Here is a 14812-nt window from a genome sequence, read left to right as displayed (position 1 = left end):
TCCCCCCACGGTGAACGTGACGTCCGTGTCCCGGATGCAGGTGTCCGGACATGGCATCCGGTCCTGCGGGATATCGGTATCGGTGTTGATGGTGCAATGACCTTACTGTGAAGACCACTTGCGCATCACGTGAACGGATAAGCTCACTTTTGGGGCTGTTCCTTGAAGGGAGCAGAGGGTGTACCGGGGGGAAGGCGATCGTCCGATGTCCGATGCTGATCACCACAAGCCGTTCGAGCACCGCAGGCTTCTTGTGGTCTCGACCAACTATGCGCCGGAGCTGACCGGCATCGGTCCGTACGCCGCTCAGCTCGCCGAGCACTGGGCGGCGTCAGGGGCCGACACGCACGTTCTGACCGGGATGCCGCACTATCCCTCCTGGCGCACGGAGGCCGCATACCGGGGTGTCTGGCGGACCGCGGAGAGCCGTGTCGGTGTCACCGTCCACCGGCGAAGGCACTATGTACCACCCCGTCAGACCGCCGTGCGCAGAGGTGCGTTCGAGGCCACGGTCCTCGCCCACGGTCTGCTCGCGCCGCCGGGGATGCGGCCCGACGCGGTGATAGCGCAGCTGCCGAGCCTGGCGGGCGGTGTCATCGGTGCGCGACTGGCCCGCCGCCATCGGGTCCCCTACATACCCGTCGTACAGGACCTGATGGGGGCCGCCGCCGCACAGAGCGGCATCCGGGGCGGGGGCCGGGCGGCAGCCGTCGCCGCGTGTGCCGAGCGGTACGCGCTGCGAGCCGCCGCCCTCGTCGGAGTCATCCACGAGAGCTTCGTCCCCCGTGTCACCGCCTACGGCGTGGACCCGTCCCGCATTCGGCTTGTTCCCAACTGGACGCATGTGGAAGGCCCTTCGGCCGTACGCGCCGCCACCCGGGCCCGGCTCGGCTGGCGCGAAGGGACGCCGGTGGTGCTGCACTCCGGGAACATGGGCCTCAAACAGGGCCTCGAAGTCCTCGTCGACGCGGCCCGGCTGGCCCCGGAGGTGCGCATCGTGCTGATGGGCGACGGCAACCAGCGTGATGCGCTGCAGGCCCGCGCGGCGGGCCTGCCGAACCTCGACTTCCTGCCGCCCGCCGCCGCCGACGAGTTCACCGACGTGCTCGCCGCGGCAGACGTGCTCGCGGTGACGCAGCGCGCGTCCGTGCTCGACATGAGCGTCCCGTCCAAGCTCACCTCGTACTTCGTCTCCGGCCGTCCCGTCGTCGCCTCCGTGGCCGACGAAGGGGGCACCGCCCAGGAGGTGCGCCGCTCCGGCGCCGGGGTCCTCGTCGCCCCCGAGGACCCCGGCGCACTGCTGGCAGCCGTACGCAAACTCGTCGACGGGCCGGCCGAGGCGGACGCGCTGGGCGCCCGCGGACCGGAGTACGTCGCACGTCACCTCAGCCGCGAAGCGGGCCTCGCCCGGTTCGACGCACTGCTCACCGAGGTCCTCGACGACGCGCAAGGGAGAACACGCCGATGACACATCCGATCCGCGCCCTGGAGGACCAGGACGAACCCGCGCTGCTGCGCGATCAGTTCAGACAGCTCCTGCGCTACCGGGCGCTCCTCGCCACCGGCGTGGTCCTCGGTCTGCTCGGCGGCGGCTGGCTCGCGCTCAGCGGCGAGGCGAGCTACACCGCCACCGGCGAGGTGTTCGTGCGCAACGCCACCTCCGACCCGTTCGCCACCGGCGCCTCCGCGGACAAGGGGATCAACATCGGCTCCGAGCGGCAGACCGCCGTCAGTGACGCCGTGGGCACCATCGCCGCAAAGTCCCTGGCCGGTGGGGGCGACCGGGTGGAGGTCGGGAAGCTGCTGACCGGTCTCCAGGTCACCAACCCGCCGAACACGCTCGTCCTGCGGTTCTCCTACACCGGCCGCACCCCCGCGCTCGCCAAACAGCGGGCCGAGGCGCTTGCCGACGCCTATCTGGAGATTCGCCGTGAGCGCACCGAGAACAGCATCGACAACATGGTCGACGGCTACCGGGCCCAGCTGAAGCCGCTCACCGAGCAGCGCGACAAGCTGGCCGCATCGGCCGGAACCAGTGGCGACGACGTGACCAGCGCCCGGGCCAACCTGGTCGTCGCGATCTCCGAACTGAGCCGCAAAATATCGGAGTTGCGGGCTCTCGACACCACTCCCGGCTATCTGAACAAGAAGCCCGTAGCACCGGAGAAGCCCAGCGGTGCGGGACTGCCCCTGCTGCTCGGGCTCGGTGGCGTCGTCGGGCTCGCGCTCGGTCTGCTGCTGTCCTGGGTGCGTCTCGTCTTCGACCCGGCGGTCCGCTCCACCCGTGAACTGGTCCGCTCGCTCGGCGCCCCGCTGCTCGGCACCCTGCCCAGGGAGCGCGGCTCGGTGGACGCGCTGCTGGCCATCGGGCGCAGCGGCAGCCGGCTGGCCGAGGAGTACCGGGCCGTGGCGTTCCGGCTCGCCTACGATCCGTCGTTCGAGGAGCGCCGCCGTGTCCTCGTCACCGCCCCGCGCGGTGACAACGAGGCGGCCGCCGCCGCGGCGGTCAACCTGGCCGCCGCCTTCGCCGAGATGGGCCGCGACGTGCTCCTCGTCGAGGCCGATCTGCGCACGCCGGCCCTGGCCCGGGACCTCGGTCCGGCCGTGCAGGGGCGGCCCCGCTGGGCCGCCGTGGGCGACGACCGCGCATGGCCGTCGGACAGCCGCACCAACGTGGACGTACCCGGCTCCGGTGCCTTCACGCTGGTCGCGGGTCGGCGGGTGGACAACGTGCCGCGGGCCCTGACCTCGGCGCCGGTCGGCCGCATCGTCGCCGAGGCCGACCGGCCCGGCGCCGTGGTCATCGTGCTCGCCCCGCCCGTGCTCTCGTACGCCGACGCCGTCGCGCTGATCGACCGCGTCGAGGGCGTCGTCGTGGTCTGCGATCCGCGCGAGGTCCACCGCAGCGACCTGGAGCGGATCCGCGAGATCATCGGTGCGGCCGGAGGCACCGTGCTGGGTACCCTGCTGCACCCGGGCCGGAGCCGGTTGGAGCGCAGGTCCCGGAAGAAGAAGGCGGGCCGGCGCCGCAGCGGCGAGGGCCGGCCCGGCAACGACGGCCAGGCCGGCCGCGGCGGATCCGAGGGCCCGGAACACACCGGCGACCCCACCGAGACGCTGGGCCTGCGCACCTTCGACACCCCCGCAGCCCGCAGGTGAAGGCACGCACCGCGATCGTCAGCTCCGTGGCGGACCAAGGGGTGGCGGCCCTCACCAACATCCTGGTGCTGGTGGCCGCCGCCCGGCTCTCCACCGTCGACGGTTTCGCCCGCTTCTCCGCGGTCTATCTGGTCTTCACGGTGCTGCTGGGCATCTCCGGCGCCTACACCGGGCAGCCGCTCGTGCTGAGGCGCGGCGAGCGCGACGAGGTGCGCACCGCCTGTCGGTCGGCGGTCGCCTTCACTCTGCTCGTCGCGTCGGTGCTGGGCGCGCTGCTCGCTGCGGTCTGTCTGTTCGTGCCCGGAGACACCGCCCGCGCCCTGCTGATGCTGGGTCTCGTCCTGCCCGTCGTCCTCGGGCAGGACGCCATGCGATACGCCTTCTCCACCCTGCATCTGCCGCACCTGGCGCTGGCGTCCGACGTGCTGAGGCTGGTGTGCGTGCTGGGCACCCTGGCCGTCCAGCCGCACGGCGCCTCGGCGGCGCGGCTCGTCGCCGTCTGGGGACTCTCCGCCCTGCCCGCCCTCCTGCTGTCCGCCGCCCTGGTGCGCCGCCATGTGGCGCACGTCCCAGTGCAGTTGCGGGTCCTGACGAGGCGAGGACACCTCGGGCAGCGGTTCGTCGTCGAATTCGGCGTGGGGAACGCGACCAGTCAGCTCTCCGTCCTTGGCCTCGGCGTGTTCGGCAACCCGCTGGTGGTGGGGGCGTTGCGCGGCGCGACCACACTCTTCGGACCGCTCAACGTGCTGTTCACCTCCGCCACCAGCTTCGGCCCGCCGTTGCTCGGACGGCTTGCCTCCGAGCGTCGGCGGATACGCGCCACCGCGGGCCTGGCCGCGGCTCTGGCGGTGACCGCGGCAGCCTGGGCCACCGCGCTCGCACTGCTGCCCGACGGGGTCGGCCGCCATCTGCTCGGCGACACCTGGCCGGCCGCGTCCGCCCTGCTGCCGGCGACCGGCAGCCAGTACACGGCGATGGCCGTGGGCACCTGCGGTCTGCTGGCCCTGCGCATGCTCGACCCGCGCACCACCCTCACCATTCAGGTGGTGTTCTCGCTCGCCTCCGTCGCCTTTCTGGCCGGTGGCTACGTACTCGGCGGCGTCCCCGGCGCAGCATGGGGCCTTTGCCTGGGATCCGCCTGCAAGGCGGCCGCGACCTGGATCCGCGTGGCCGGGCTGCGCCGCCGCAGCGCACCGGAGCGCACACCGGTCAGCGTGCCCGCCGTCCGCTCCGGCCACTGAAGCTCGTGACCAGGAGCAGACACAGGGCCCCGATGGCCAGCTTCCCGACGGACTGCAGCAGCGGTCCACGCAGCAGGATGAAGGCGTACCCGGCGATCAGCGGCGCCGCGATCGCCAGCACACTGCCCGGCCCGGGGCCGTCCCGGGAGACGGCACGCGCGTAACGGCGGTCGGTGCGGGCGGCGGCGTACCCGATCAGCGCCAGACCGCCGATCATCCCCGGCGCACCGAAATCCACCCAGAGCTCGGTCCACAGCGGGGCGGAGAGGTTGGTCATGTTCATCCCCATCCACTGGCCGACCCGGACCCCGGTGTCCTCCGGTTTGCCGCTCCACACCGCCCGTGGCACGAAGAACAGCGCGGAGCCCGCGAGCTGGCGGCCGTAGGTGTGGTCGCGGGTGCCGACCCAGGAGATGGTGTTGGCGAACATCACCGTCTGGTCGTAGTCCTTCGTCGCCAGCGGTTCGAACACCGACGACGACTGCACCGGGTGGTACCCCGCGTCGTCGTACCGGAACCGGTCCGCGTACGGGAACAGCACCAGCGCCCCCACCACCCCCATCGCGAGCACCGACCGGTACATCGCGGCGCTGCTCGGGAACGCGGTGAACAGCAACGAGACCAGCACCGTCAGGAACCAGTAACGGGCATTGGAGACCGGGTTGTTGACGATGACGTTCAGGATCGCCAGCGCAATCCAGACCAGGACCGTCGAGGGGGAGCGCCGGGCCCGCCGCGAGGTCACCAGGCGACGGGTGTAGAAGAGCAGCGCCAGCAGCGCGGGGACCGTGCCGAACCCCTTGAGGAAGGCCGAACCCACATTGGACTCGGATGTGGCGACCGAACTCACCGCGACCGAGGCGCTGATCTCCTGGCGGCTGGTGAAGAAGATGGCGGGCCCGCCGAGCTTCAGGATGTAGTACCCGCTCGCCGCGAACGCGAGCAGCACCAGCAGCCGGAGCCGGATCCGGTTCGCGGTGGCAGGGCCGCCGGTGCTGCGCGCCGCCGAACGACGGCGCAGCGGCCGCCGGGACGCGAGCAGCGCCCCGAGGTCGAAGGCCGCGCAGCCCACCAGGATCAGCGAGATCGCCGTCACCAGGTCGGACCGGGGCCCCACCACGGGCGTCGGGGTCTGCCCGATGACCGCCTGGGCGAACGGCGCGACCCCCATGGCGATGTACACGAACATCCAGAAGACGCCCTGCAGGAGCCGGCGTGCGGTGGACAGGATCATCGTGGCCAGCCGTGCCCCCGCGTAGCAGGTCAGCACGAGCTGCAGCCAGTAGGCGTTGTCCCGGACGCCTGTGCCCGGCTGGGCGGCGATCACCGCGGGCAGGAAGCAGACCAGCCCCAGAATGAGCGGCACGGCCAGCGCCCGCGAGAGCATCGCCCAGGACATCGGCCTCGCGGGCGGCTGGACCTGCTCGCCCCGGCCGCCCCGCCGCATGGGTACGGGCGGCGCCGTCTCGTGCACGGACGTCATTCGCCCCCCGTTCCGTGGACCGATGAACACTCTAACGAATCAACCCACTTGGGGTGATCGGGATGACTACTCTGTGAAGAGTGGGCCGAGGTCGAGGGGAACCCTGGTGAAGATCCTGCACATTGTCACGTTGCACACGCCGGACCATGCGTTCGGCGGTCCGACCCGGGTGGCGCTCAACCTGTCGAAGGTCCAGCGTGCCCACGGCGACGACGCCCGGATCATGGCGCTCGGCGACGGCTTCGACGGCGGGCTGCCGGGCGAGATCGAGGGCGTGCCCGCCCACCTCTTCCGTGCTCGCCACCTGCTGCCGATGTTCGAGGTCAGCGGCATCACCTCGGGCGCCCTGCTGCTCGCCGCCCGGCGCATGATGCGGGGGGCCGATCTCGTCCATGTACACCTGATGCGCGATCTGGTGACCCTGCCGGCCGCTCTGCTCGCGCTGGCGCTGCGCAGGCCGTTGGTCGTCCAGACGCACGGCATGGTGGACCCGACCGAGAAGCGCGTCGCCCAGCTGACCGATCTGCTCGGCGTACGCAAGGTGCTGCGTGGTGCCGACGCGGTGCTGCACCTGACCGAGATGGAGCGCCGCGATGTGAATGCCGTGGCCGCTCCGGTGACACTCACCCGTACCGTGCGGCTGGTCAACGGAGTTCGCCCGCAGGAACGCAAGCCCGCCCGGGACCCCGGGCGGCCGCCGACGGTTCTCTTCCTGGCCAGGATCCAGGAGCGCAAGCGCCCGGAGGACTTCGTCGCCGCGATGCCCGCGGTCCTCGCGAAGTACCCGGACGCCCGGTTCGTGCTGGCAGGACCCGACACCGGAGCACTCCCAGGGACGCTGGAACTGGCCGCGAAGCTCGGGGTGCTGGAGTCGCTCGACCATGTCGGACCACTCGGCCACGAAGAGGTGCTCGCCGCCGGACGGGAAGCCGATGTGTACGTCCTGCCGTCGATCGAGGAACCCCTCGGGGTGTCGGTCCTCGAAGCGATGTCGGTCGGCACCCCTGCGGTCATCACCCGTACCTGCGGACTGGCCCCCGATGTCGCGGAGGCCGGGGCGGGGCGGGTGATCGACAGCCGGGTCGGTGAGGACGGCCCCAACGCGCAGAAGGTCGCGCAGGCGATCCTCGAGCTCCTGGAGCCCGAGGCCAACGCCGAGGCGGGGCAGGCCGCGTGGCGGCTGGTCAATGACCACTTCACCATCGAGGCCGTGACGCAGACCCTCCGGCGGACCTATGAGGACGTGGTCCGCCGGAAGGCCGCAGCCCGCTGACACCGAAGACGGTGCGGGCGGGTCATCCCACCTTGCCCTCACGGGACTTGAGTGCGATCTGCCACCGGTAGAAGCTCATCGCCAAGGCGAAGTCGAAGCCCGCCCGCCCGTCGAGGAACCCGCGCCGGTACACGTACATGTACGCGAACGACACCAGCGGCTTGAACGGCGCCTTGTGGAACAGCTGTCCCTGGCGCGACTTCACCTTCCTGACCTGCTCCTTGACGTCCGGATGGTGCTCCAGCCACGCCTCCCAGTCCGAGTAGCGGTTGTGCCGCTCGAACCACGCCGTCACCGGGTCGAGGTCCTGATGCTCGATCGGGTTGCGGAGCGTACCGGCCGTCGGGGCGACCGGCTGGTAGTGCCCTTCCACCTCGCCGATGCCGGGCGCCGCGAGATCACCCACCTCCGGATAGTGGCACCGCGTCCGGTCGGTCAGCGACCGCTTCCGGATGGTGTATCCGTGGCGCAGCCGCCGGCCAGAGAACCAGTAGCCCAGCGGTATGTCGTACGCGGCAGGCTTCGGCGCACCGGGATCGGCGAAGATCTCCCGCAGCTCCGCCAGCAGACCGGGGCTGAGCCGCTCGTCGCCGTCGAGCAGCAGGATCCAGTCCAGGTCCGTGCGGACGTGGTCCAGACACCACTGCTTCTTCCGCGGATGACCGCCGTCCCAGGTGTACGTGACGACCTCGGCCCCGCACTCCTCGGCGATCTTCGCCGTTTCGTCCGTGCTGTGCGAGTCGACGACGACGACCGCCTCGAAGTGGCCGAGGACCGATTTCACTGCCTCGGCGATGTTGAGGCCCTCGTTCTTCGTGGGGATCGCCACGGCTATCGGCAGCTTGTTCACTCGTTGTCTCCTTCCGGCAGCCAGGCGTAGCAGCCCGTGGACGTGAACGCACGGGCTGTCTGTGCGACGGTGATCGCCACTCGCTTCCCGGTGTCGGACGTGCCCGAAGCCAGGCTCTTGCCACCGGCCCCGGTGATCTGCCACGTGCAGCTCTTGGTCGGGGTGACGGCGTAGTAGCGGCCCGGCCGCGGGCTCTTGTGCGTGCCGTCGGCGTAGCCGAGGGCGGCCCGCGCCACCAAGTCCCTGTGCTCGGTACACAGATGGGCGACGGCCGGCTCCGCACCGGCGACCTCGCCGGTGACGATCCCCGCGACAGCGGTGTCCTTGTCGACCTTGACCAGGTACGACAGCTTGTCGCAGGTCTCCTGGCCGGTCTGCAGGACGGCTGCCGGGTCCATTCCCTTCGGGACCCGGTTCACCAGGTAATCCTTCTGCTTCTTCGTGAAGGAGCCGGTGGCCGGAGTGAGTTGGTCGGTGGGCAGCTTCGGCGGTTCGCTCGTCGTCGTGGAGGACGGACCGGCCGGGGCGTCGGGCCCGGCCGCCGGCCCCGCGACAGGGGCGCCGGTGGCCGACGGCTTCGCGCCGCCCGCCTCCCGCCGGTCCCCGTCGGAGGACGAGCCACACGCGGCCAGCGCCGCCGTCAGTATCACGACGGCGGCGCCGGCCAGGAACGGAGACCTCATCCACCGGTCCTCAGGGCGTAGTGGGCGCTGATCGTGGAACCGCTGAGCGCGGTCGGGTACACGGCGGTCTCGTCGATCTGCCCGGCGAAGAAGTCGCTCGTCGGACGGTTCGGCCAGCTCGACAGGTTGTCCCCGCCGACGCGCCAGTACCCGCTGTAGCTCTCGCTTCCGGTGAACAGGAAGTTGGACGCACGCAGCTGCCCGTCCACGTACAGCGCCATACCACCGCTGCCCTGCGTGGCGACGACATGATGCCAGGCGCCGTCGTTGTAGGCCCCGGTGGTCGTGACGGTCCGGGTACCGCCGCTGTAGACCCCGAACATCAGCCGCCCGTCATTGCGCATGTACACATGCTTGTCGTACTGGCTGCTGTTCTGCATCGTCAGGTTGCCGAAGCCGACGATCTTTCCGCCCCTGGTGGTCGTGGTCTTGATCCAGGTCTCCACCGAGAAGGTGGTCGGCTGCGAGTGCCGCTTGTTGCTGTACGCGTACTGGGTGGAGCCGTTGAAGCCGATCGCGGTCGATGGACCGGCGACCGCCGCCGGAGTCTGCCGGTAGGCCGGGGCGTTGCGCAGGAAGCCGTTGTCCAGGCCGGTTCCGGAGTCGGCTGCGAACGTCGACGTGCCCTCGTCGTACCGCCAGTACAGCGACGCCCCGTCGGCGATCACGCGGGCGGGGTAGGCCTCCGCGGCGGAGGCCACGGTGGCCGTCTGCGCAGGGGACTTGGCGCTGGTGTTGGTGCCGTCGCTCGCGCTGATCCGGTACGTGTGCGTCTCGCCCGGAGCCACGTCGGTGTCGGTCCACCTCAGCTGCGGCCGGTCCCAGAACAGCGATGACCCGGTCGTCGTGTACACGGGGGTGCTCGCACCGTCCTTGTAGATCCGGTACGTGAGCTCCCCGTCGTCGGTGTCGAAGCTGGTCTGCCAGTTCACCTCGACCTTGCCCGAGGCGACCGTGGACACGCTGACGTTGGGCACCCACGGCGCCCCGGTGTCCGGGCCGTCGGCGAACCGGGTCAGGCTCTGCTGGGCGGAGCCGTTGACCGTGGTGAACTCGCCGCCGACCCACAGGTAGTGATGCCCGCCCAGATCGGTCTGAGCCATCACCCGCGGTCCGACCGGCTCCCCGATGCCGTCGTTCGTGTCCGGGAACCACGGCAGCAGCTTGGGGTCGTCAACCGACTGGGCGAGCAGATGCTTGCGCGGCTGGTCGGGGAACTCGCCCATGCTGGAGCAGTCATGGGCGTGACTGCCGCTGTACAGCACCCCGTCATGGACCAGGATGGCCTGGGTCGCCCCGAGGCAGGTGTCCCGCCACCGCTGCTCGAAGTTGCTGAGGTTCAGGGCGATCCGACCGTCGAAGACCCCGCCTCCGGTGCCCTCGTTGGCGGTGTAGAGACCGGTGGCGTCCGTGGTCAGGTCCTGCACCGTGGAGGTGTTCGGGATGAAGCCCGGGTAGCTCTTGGTGACCGCACCCGTGGTGGCGTCCACGACGGCGAGGGCGTGCGAGGTGGTGCCGTTGACGGTGAAGAAGTCGCCGCCGATCACCACGTGCTGCCCGTCCGGCGTCACCTGCACGGCGCGGCCCACCTCGTCCGTGTTGGCCGTCCACGGCTTCAGCTGGGCGTCGGTGGTGACCGCGGCGAACATGTTCCGGGTCTGTCCCGCCACCGTGTTGAAGTCGCCGCCGAGATAGACGGTGTCAGCGGTGACGGACAACGCCCGTACGGTCGCGGAGACGGAGACCTTGAAGTCCTGACGCGGGGTGCAGGTCGCCGTGTCGATCGCGGCGATATTGCTCACGCCCACGCCGTTCACCGCGCCGAACTGCCCGCCCGCGTAGAGCGTCTGCTCGTCGGGGGAGAGAGCCAGCGCCCGTACGGTCGCCGTCCCGGAGGTCATCGTGAAGGAGAGGCTGCAGCCGGTCGGTGCGCCGGTGGCGGCGTTGAAGGCGGCGAAGTTGACCGCGGGTTGTTCGGATGTGCCGGCTGCCGCATCCGGTGGCCGGACGGAGGAGAAGGTACCGCCGGCGTACACGACTCCGTTCGCCGAGGCCGCCATCGACCAGACGATGCCGTTCGTCTGCCAGGTGGAGAGGTCGTCCGCGGTGAGAGAGACCGGTGGCGTGAGAGCCGCCGCCGGGGAGGCCCCGGCCGCGGTCGCGGCCAGGGCTCCGGCGAGCAGGCAGAGCGCGGCGGCCGCGGCACGCACCCGGCCACGTCCCACGGGTCTGCGCCCCGTACTTCCGTTCATCATTCAGCTCCGAAGGTGAGAACGAGCTGCGGCCGGTAGGCCGCCGTAGATACCTCGCTCGACCAGATGCGGAGACTGTCCGTCCCGCTGTTGGTCAGGGCGAGTGAGTAGGCGGAGCCGAGGGCTCCGCCCAGTGCCGACGCGTTCAGCTCCACCGAGTAGTCGGTGGAGACCGAGGTCGCGCCGGAGATGGTCCCCAGCACCGTCGAGGAGAGCGACGGCCGGGTGTTGTAGGTGACCGCCGACTCGGTCCAGGTGCCGGTGACCGGCACCACGGTGTGATTCTCGGAGGACCCCGCCGTCGAGTCCGACGAGGTGCGGAAGGTGAGCCGGGCGCTCTTGAGGACCTGTCCGGCCGGGGCTGCGGGCACGGTGAAGCGCAGATAGCTCAGATAGGCCGTGGTGCCCCGCGATGCGAGCTGGTTGTCGTTGTAATTGGTGTTTGCCGCAACGCTGTTGACGTATGCGTCCTCGTTCGGCGTCAGCGTCACCGTGGTGTCGCCGGGACCGGGCGGGGTGCCCGCCAGATCGTGGTGCGCGGCGGCCTGGGCGGCGGTCAGCGCCGTCGGGTACACCGCGGTCTCGTCGACCTGCCCGGCGAAGTAGGTACTGGTGGGACGGTTCGGCCAGGTGGTCGGCATGGCGTCGCCGCCCACTCGCCAGTACCCGTTGTACGAGCGGTTGCCCGCGGTCGTGTTGGAGCCGACCGCCACCCCGTCCACGTACAGCCGCATGCCCGGCGATCCCTGGGTGGCGACGACATGGTGCCAGGCGTTGTCGTTGTAGGAAGCCGTCGTGGTGAGGGTGGGCCGGCTGTTGGTGCTGCCGACCTGGACGCCGAACGCGAGGCGCCCGTCGTTGGTCATGTACACGAGCTTGTCGGAGATGCTGCTCGTGTGGCCCTGCGCCGTACCGATGTTGTTGCCGTAGCCGACGATCCGTCCGCCGCTGGTGGTGCCGGTCCGGAACCAGGTCTCGATGGAGTACGGCGTCGGTGAGGTGTAGTGGTGCAGCCTGTCGCTGTACACGTACTCGTCCGTGCCGTTGAGGGACAGGGCCGCCGAACCGGCCACGGCGGACGGTGTGGAGCGGTATGTCGGCGTGTTCATGTACACGCCGCCGTCGTCGCTGTCCGATGCGTCCGAGGCGAACTGCCCGCCCGCCTCGTCATAACGCCAGTACAGGTCGGCGCCGTCCGCGAGCACCCGCTCCGCGTAGGGACTCGCCGAGGCGGCGGCGGTGACGGAGGCGGCGGCCGAGAGCGCGCTGGTGTTGGTACCGTCGCTCGCCGTCACCCGGTACGTGTACGTCCGGCCGGCCACCACATCGGTGTCGGTGAACGTCAGCTGCGGCCGGCTGAAGAACAGCGAGGATCCCTGCGTCGTGTACACGGGCGCCGAACCGCCGTCGCGGTAGACCCGGTAGGTGAGCAGACTGTCGTCCAGATCCAGAGCGGACCGCCAGCTGACCCGTACCTCACCGGCCCGCGGCGCGGACACGCTGACGGCGGGTGCGGCGGGCGCTCCCGTGTCGGGCGTGTTGGCGAACCGGGTCAGTGACTGCTGGGCGACACCGTTGACCGTGGTGAACTCGCCGCCCACCCAGAGGAAGTCGCGGCCGTCCCGGGACGCGATGGTCAGGGCACGCGGCCCGACCGGCTCCCCGATGCCGTCATTGGTGTCCGGGAGCCAGCCGAGCATCGCCGGATCGTCGACGGACTGGGCGGTGAGGTGCTTGCGGACCTGGTTGGGGAATCCGCCCATGGTGGAGCAGTCGTGAACATGACTTCCCGCGTAGAGCACCCCCTGGTAGACCCGCAGTGCCTGGGTCGCACCCTGGCAGGTGTCCCGCCAGCGCTGGTCGAACGTACCGAGGCGCATGGCGAGCCGGCCGTCGAAGGAGCCGCCCCCGGTGCCCTCGCCCGCGACGTACCAGCCGTCGGAGGCGGTGTCGGTGATGATGTCCTTGATCACTGCGGTCGACGGGATGAAGCTGCCCGTGTAGGCCCGGGTCAGCGCACCCGAGGCAGCGCTGGTCACGGCGAGCGCGTGCGAGTCGGCGCCGCCGACGGTGAAGAAGTCGCCGCCGATCAGGACGTTCTGCCCGTCCGGGGTGACCTTGAGCGTCCGGCCGGGCTCGTCGGCGTCCGGGTTCCACCCGGTCACCGCGCCGGCGGCGGTGACGGCGCCGAAGAAGCGCCGGGGCTGGCCGTTGACGGTCTGGAAGTCGCCTCCGGCGTAGACCGTGCCGTTCGCCGCGACGTCGAGCGCCCGCACGGTCGCCGAGAAGTTCGGCGCGAACCCCGAACGAAGCGTGCAGGTGGCGGTGTTGATGGCCACCAGGCCGTTGGCGGCCGTCCCGTTGACGGCGCTGAAGTAACCGCCTGCGTAGAGCGTGGACTTGTCGGGGGAGAGCGCGAACGCCCGGACCGTGGCGGTGCCGCTGCTGCGCGTGAACGACAGCGAGCAGCCGGTGGGCGCGCCGGTGGCCGCATTGAACGCGGCGAAGTTGACGGCGGGCGTCGTACCACTGCCGGCGGGCGACCCCGCCGGCCGGACATTGGCGAAGGTGCCCCCTGCGTAGACCACGCCGTTCGCCTCGGCGAGCGCCCAGACGATGCCGTTGGTCTGATAGGTGGAAAGGGAGTCGGCGGTGAAGCCGACCGGAGGTGTCAGCGCCGCGACCGGGGGAGCGGTGGCGGCCGAAGCGGAGAGCACGCCCGCGGCGAGTGCGAGGACCGTGGCGAACACGCCACTGCGGCTCCGTCCGGGGCGTCCTGGCCCGCTCATCGGTCCACCCGCACAGTTGCTCCGGTGAGTTGGTCGGCGAGTTGCCGGATGTCCGCGTCGACCATGATCCTGGCCAGCTCCTGTGCCTTCACGGCGGGCTTCCAGCCCAGCAGTTCCTCGGCCTTGGTGGCGTCCCCGATCAGCGCGTCGACCTCGCTGGGGCGCTCGTACTTCGCGTCGTAGCGGACGTGGTCGCGCCAGTCCAGGCCCGCATGCTCGAAGGCGTATTCCAGGAACTCCCGGACGCTGACCCCTTCGCCGGTGGCCACCACATAGTCGTCGGGCGAGTCGCACTGCAGCATCCGCCACATCGCGTCGACGTACTCGGGGGCGTAACCCCAGTCGCGCACGGCATCGAGATTGCCGAGGTGGAGGTGCTGCTGCAGGCCGGCCTTGATCCGGGCCACCCCGCGGGTGATCTTGCGGGTCACGAAGGTCTCGCCGCGGCGCGGGGACTCATGGTTGAAGAGGATCCCGTTGACCGCGAACATGCCGTACGCCTCGCGGTAGTTGACCGTAGCCCAGTATGAGTAGACCTTGGCGACGCTGTACGGGCTGCGGGGATGGAACGGGGTGCTCTCGTTCTGCGGCGGCGGGGTGGCGCCGAACATCTCGGACGACGAGGCCTGGTAGATCCGGGTGTCGATGCCGCTGGCGCGGACCGCCTCCAGCAGCCGGATGGTGCCGAGCCCGGTGATGTCACCTGTGTACAGCGGCGCGTCGAACGAGACCCGGACATGCGACTGCGCGCCCAGGTTGTACACCTCGTCGGGCTGGATGTCGCGCAGCAGGTTCACCAGCGCGACCCCGTCGGCGAGATCGGCGTGATGCAGGACGAAGGAGCGGTTCTCCTCCTCCGGGCCCTGGTAGATGTGGTCGATCCGCTCGGTGTTGAAGCTCGACGAGCGGCGTATGAGGCCGTGCACGGTGTACCCCTTCTCGAGCAGCAGCTCCGAAAGGTACGAACCGTCCTGCCCGGTCACACCGGTGATGAGTGCGGTCTTCGCCACAACTCCCCCCCTCCTTGGTCGCCTGAAAGGCTGTTGGTTCTCCGAAATATCGGAATTCGAGCGATCTGCGGC

Annotated in this window: 10 protein-coding genes; 4 read left to right on the top strand and 6 right to left on the bottom strand. The window is 70.4% G+C overall.

Translation table 11 applies throughout. The features are described from left to right. Positions 1-205: 205 nt before the first annotated feature. From LRD69_RS00505 to LRD69_RS00495, 3 genes are read left to right on the top strand one after another with little or no spacing between them, the layout of a single operon-like run. The gene (locus tag LRD69_RS00505) at positions 206-1468 is read left to right on the top strand and encodes a glycosyltransferase (RefSeq protein WP_277324539.1); all 1263 of its coding nucleotides are present in this window, start codon (positions 206-208) and stop codon (positions 1466-1468) included. Beyond that, positions 1465-3159, top strand: coding sequence for a lipopolysaccharide biosynthesis protein (locus LRD69_RS00500; protein ID WP_277324538.1), 1695 nt, complete (start codon positions 1465-1467; stop codon positions 3157-3159). Before LRD69_RS00505 ends, LRD69_RS00500 begins: the two co-directional genes overlap by 4 nt. Further along, on the top strand, positions 3156-4400 hold the full coding sequence (locus LRD69_RS00495) for a hypothetical protein (RefSeq protein ID WP_277324537.1): 1245 nt from the start codon (positions 3156-3158) through the stop codon (positions 4398-4400). The genes LRD69_RS00500 and LRD69_RS00495 overlap by 4 nt, the downstream gene beginning before the upstream one ends. Here LRD69_RS00495 and LRD69_RS00490 read toward each other — a convergent pair. Continuing rightward, on the bottom strand, positions 4369-5847 hold the full coding sequence (locus LRD69_RS00490) for a hypothetical protein (RefSeq protein ID WP_277329577.1): 1479 nt from the start codon (positions 5845-5847) through the stop codon (positions 4369-4371). The genes LRD69_RS00495 and LRD69_RS00490 overlap by 32 nt on opposite strands. A 142-nt stretch (positions 5848-5989) precedes the next feature. Here LRD69_RS00490 and LRD69_RS00485 point away from each other — a divergent pair, with 142 nt between their 5' ends. After that, on the top strand, positions 5990-7156 hold the full coding sequence (locus LRD69_RS00485) for a glycosyltransferase (RefSeq protein ID WP_277324536.1): 1167 nt from the start codon (positions 5990-5992) through the stop codon (positions 7154-7156). A gap of 22 nt (positions 7157-7178) precedes the next feature. Here the strand turns inward: LRD69_RS00485 and LRD69_RS00480 are convergent, their stop codons facing one another. From LRD69_RS00480 to gmd, 5 genes are read right to left on the bottom strand one after another with little or no spacing between them, the layout of a single operon-like run. After that, positions 7179-8006, bottom strand: coding sequence for a glycosyltransferase family 2 protein (locus LRD69_RS00480; RefSeq protein WP_277324535.1), 828 nt, complete (start codon positions 8004-8006; stop codon positions 7179-7181). Continuing rightward, positions 8003-8689 (bottom strand): hypothetical protein, encoded by a 687-nt coding sequence (locus LRD69_RS00475; protein WP_277324534.1) that lies wholly within the window; start codon positions 8687-8689, stop codon positions 8003-8005. Before LRD69_RS00475 ends, LRD69_RS00480 begins: the two co-directional genes overlap by 4 nt. Next, positions 8686-10941 carry a LamG domain-containing protein gene (locus tag LRD69_RS00470; RefSeq protein ID WP_277324533.1) on the bottom strand — a complete coding sequence of 752 codons (2256 nt, stop codon included), beginning with the start codon at positions 10939-10941 and terminating at the stop codon, positions 8686-8688. The genes LRD69_RS00475 and LRD69_RS00470 overlap by 4 nt, the downstream gene beginning before the upstream one ends. After that, positions 10941-13730, bottom strand: coding sequence for a DNRLRE domain-containing protein (locus LRD69_RS00465; protein ID WP_277324532.1), 2790 nt, complete (start codon positions 13728-13730; stop codon positions 10941-10943). Before LRD69_RS00465 ends, LRD69_RS00470 begins: the two co-directional genes overlap by 1 nt. Further along, on the bottom strand, positions 13727-14740 hold the full coding sequence (gene gmd, locus LRD69_RS00460; RefSeq protein ID WP_277324531.1) for a GDP-mannose 4,6-dehydratase: 1014 nt from the start codon (positions 14738-14740) through the stop codon (positions 13727-13729). The genes LRD69_RS00465 and gmd overlap by 4 nt, the downstream gene beginning before the upstream one ends. Positions 14741-14812: the final 72 nt, after the last annotated feature.

Origin of the sequence: Streptomyces sp. JH14, assembly GCF_029428675.1 — a bacterium.
In the GTDB taxonomy this organism is placed as follows: Bacteria; Actinomycetota; Actinomycetes; order Streptomycetales; family Streptomycetaceae; genus Streptomyces.
The sequence above is the reverse complement of the archived record's forward strand: the minus strand, read 5'-3'. Positions and strand labels throughout refer to the sequence as shown.

Excerpts from the sequence above, each read along its gene's own strand:
- LRD69_RS00470 (WP_277324533.1), bottom strand. The coding sequence starts at position 10,941 with ATGAACGGAAGTACGGGGCGCAGACCCGTGGGACGTGGCCGGGTGCGT.
- LRD69_RS00500 (WP_277324538.1), top strand. The coding sequence starts at position 1,465 with ATGACACATCCGATCCGCGCCCTGGAGGACCAGGACGAACCCGCGCTG.
- LRD69_RS00465 (WP_277324532.1), bottom strand. The coding sequence starts at position 13,730 with ATGAGCGGGCCAGGACGCCCCGGACGGAGCCGCAGTGGCGTGTTCGCC.
- LRD69_RS00505 (WP_277324539.1), top strand. The coding sequence starts at position 206 with ATGTCCGATGCTGATCACCACAAGCCGTTCGAGCACCGCAGGCTTCTT.
- LRD69_RS00475 (WP_277324534.1), bottom strand. The coding sequence starts at position 8,689 with ATGAGGTCTCCGTTCCTGGCCGGCGCCGCCGTCGTGATACTGACGGCG.
- LRD69_RS00490 (WP_277329577.1), bottom strand. The coding sequence starts at position 5,847 with ATGCGGCGGGGCGGCCGGGGCGAGCAGGTCCAGCCGCCCGCGAGGCCG.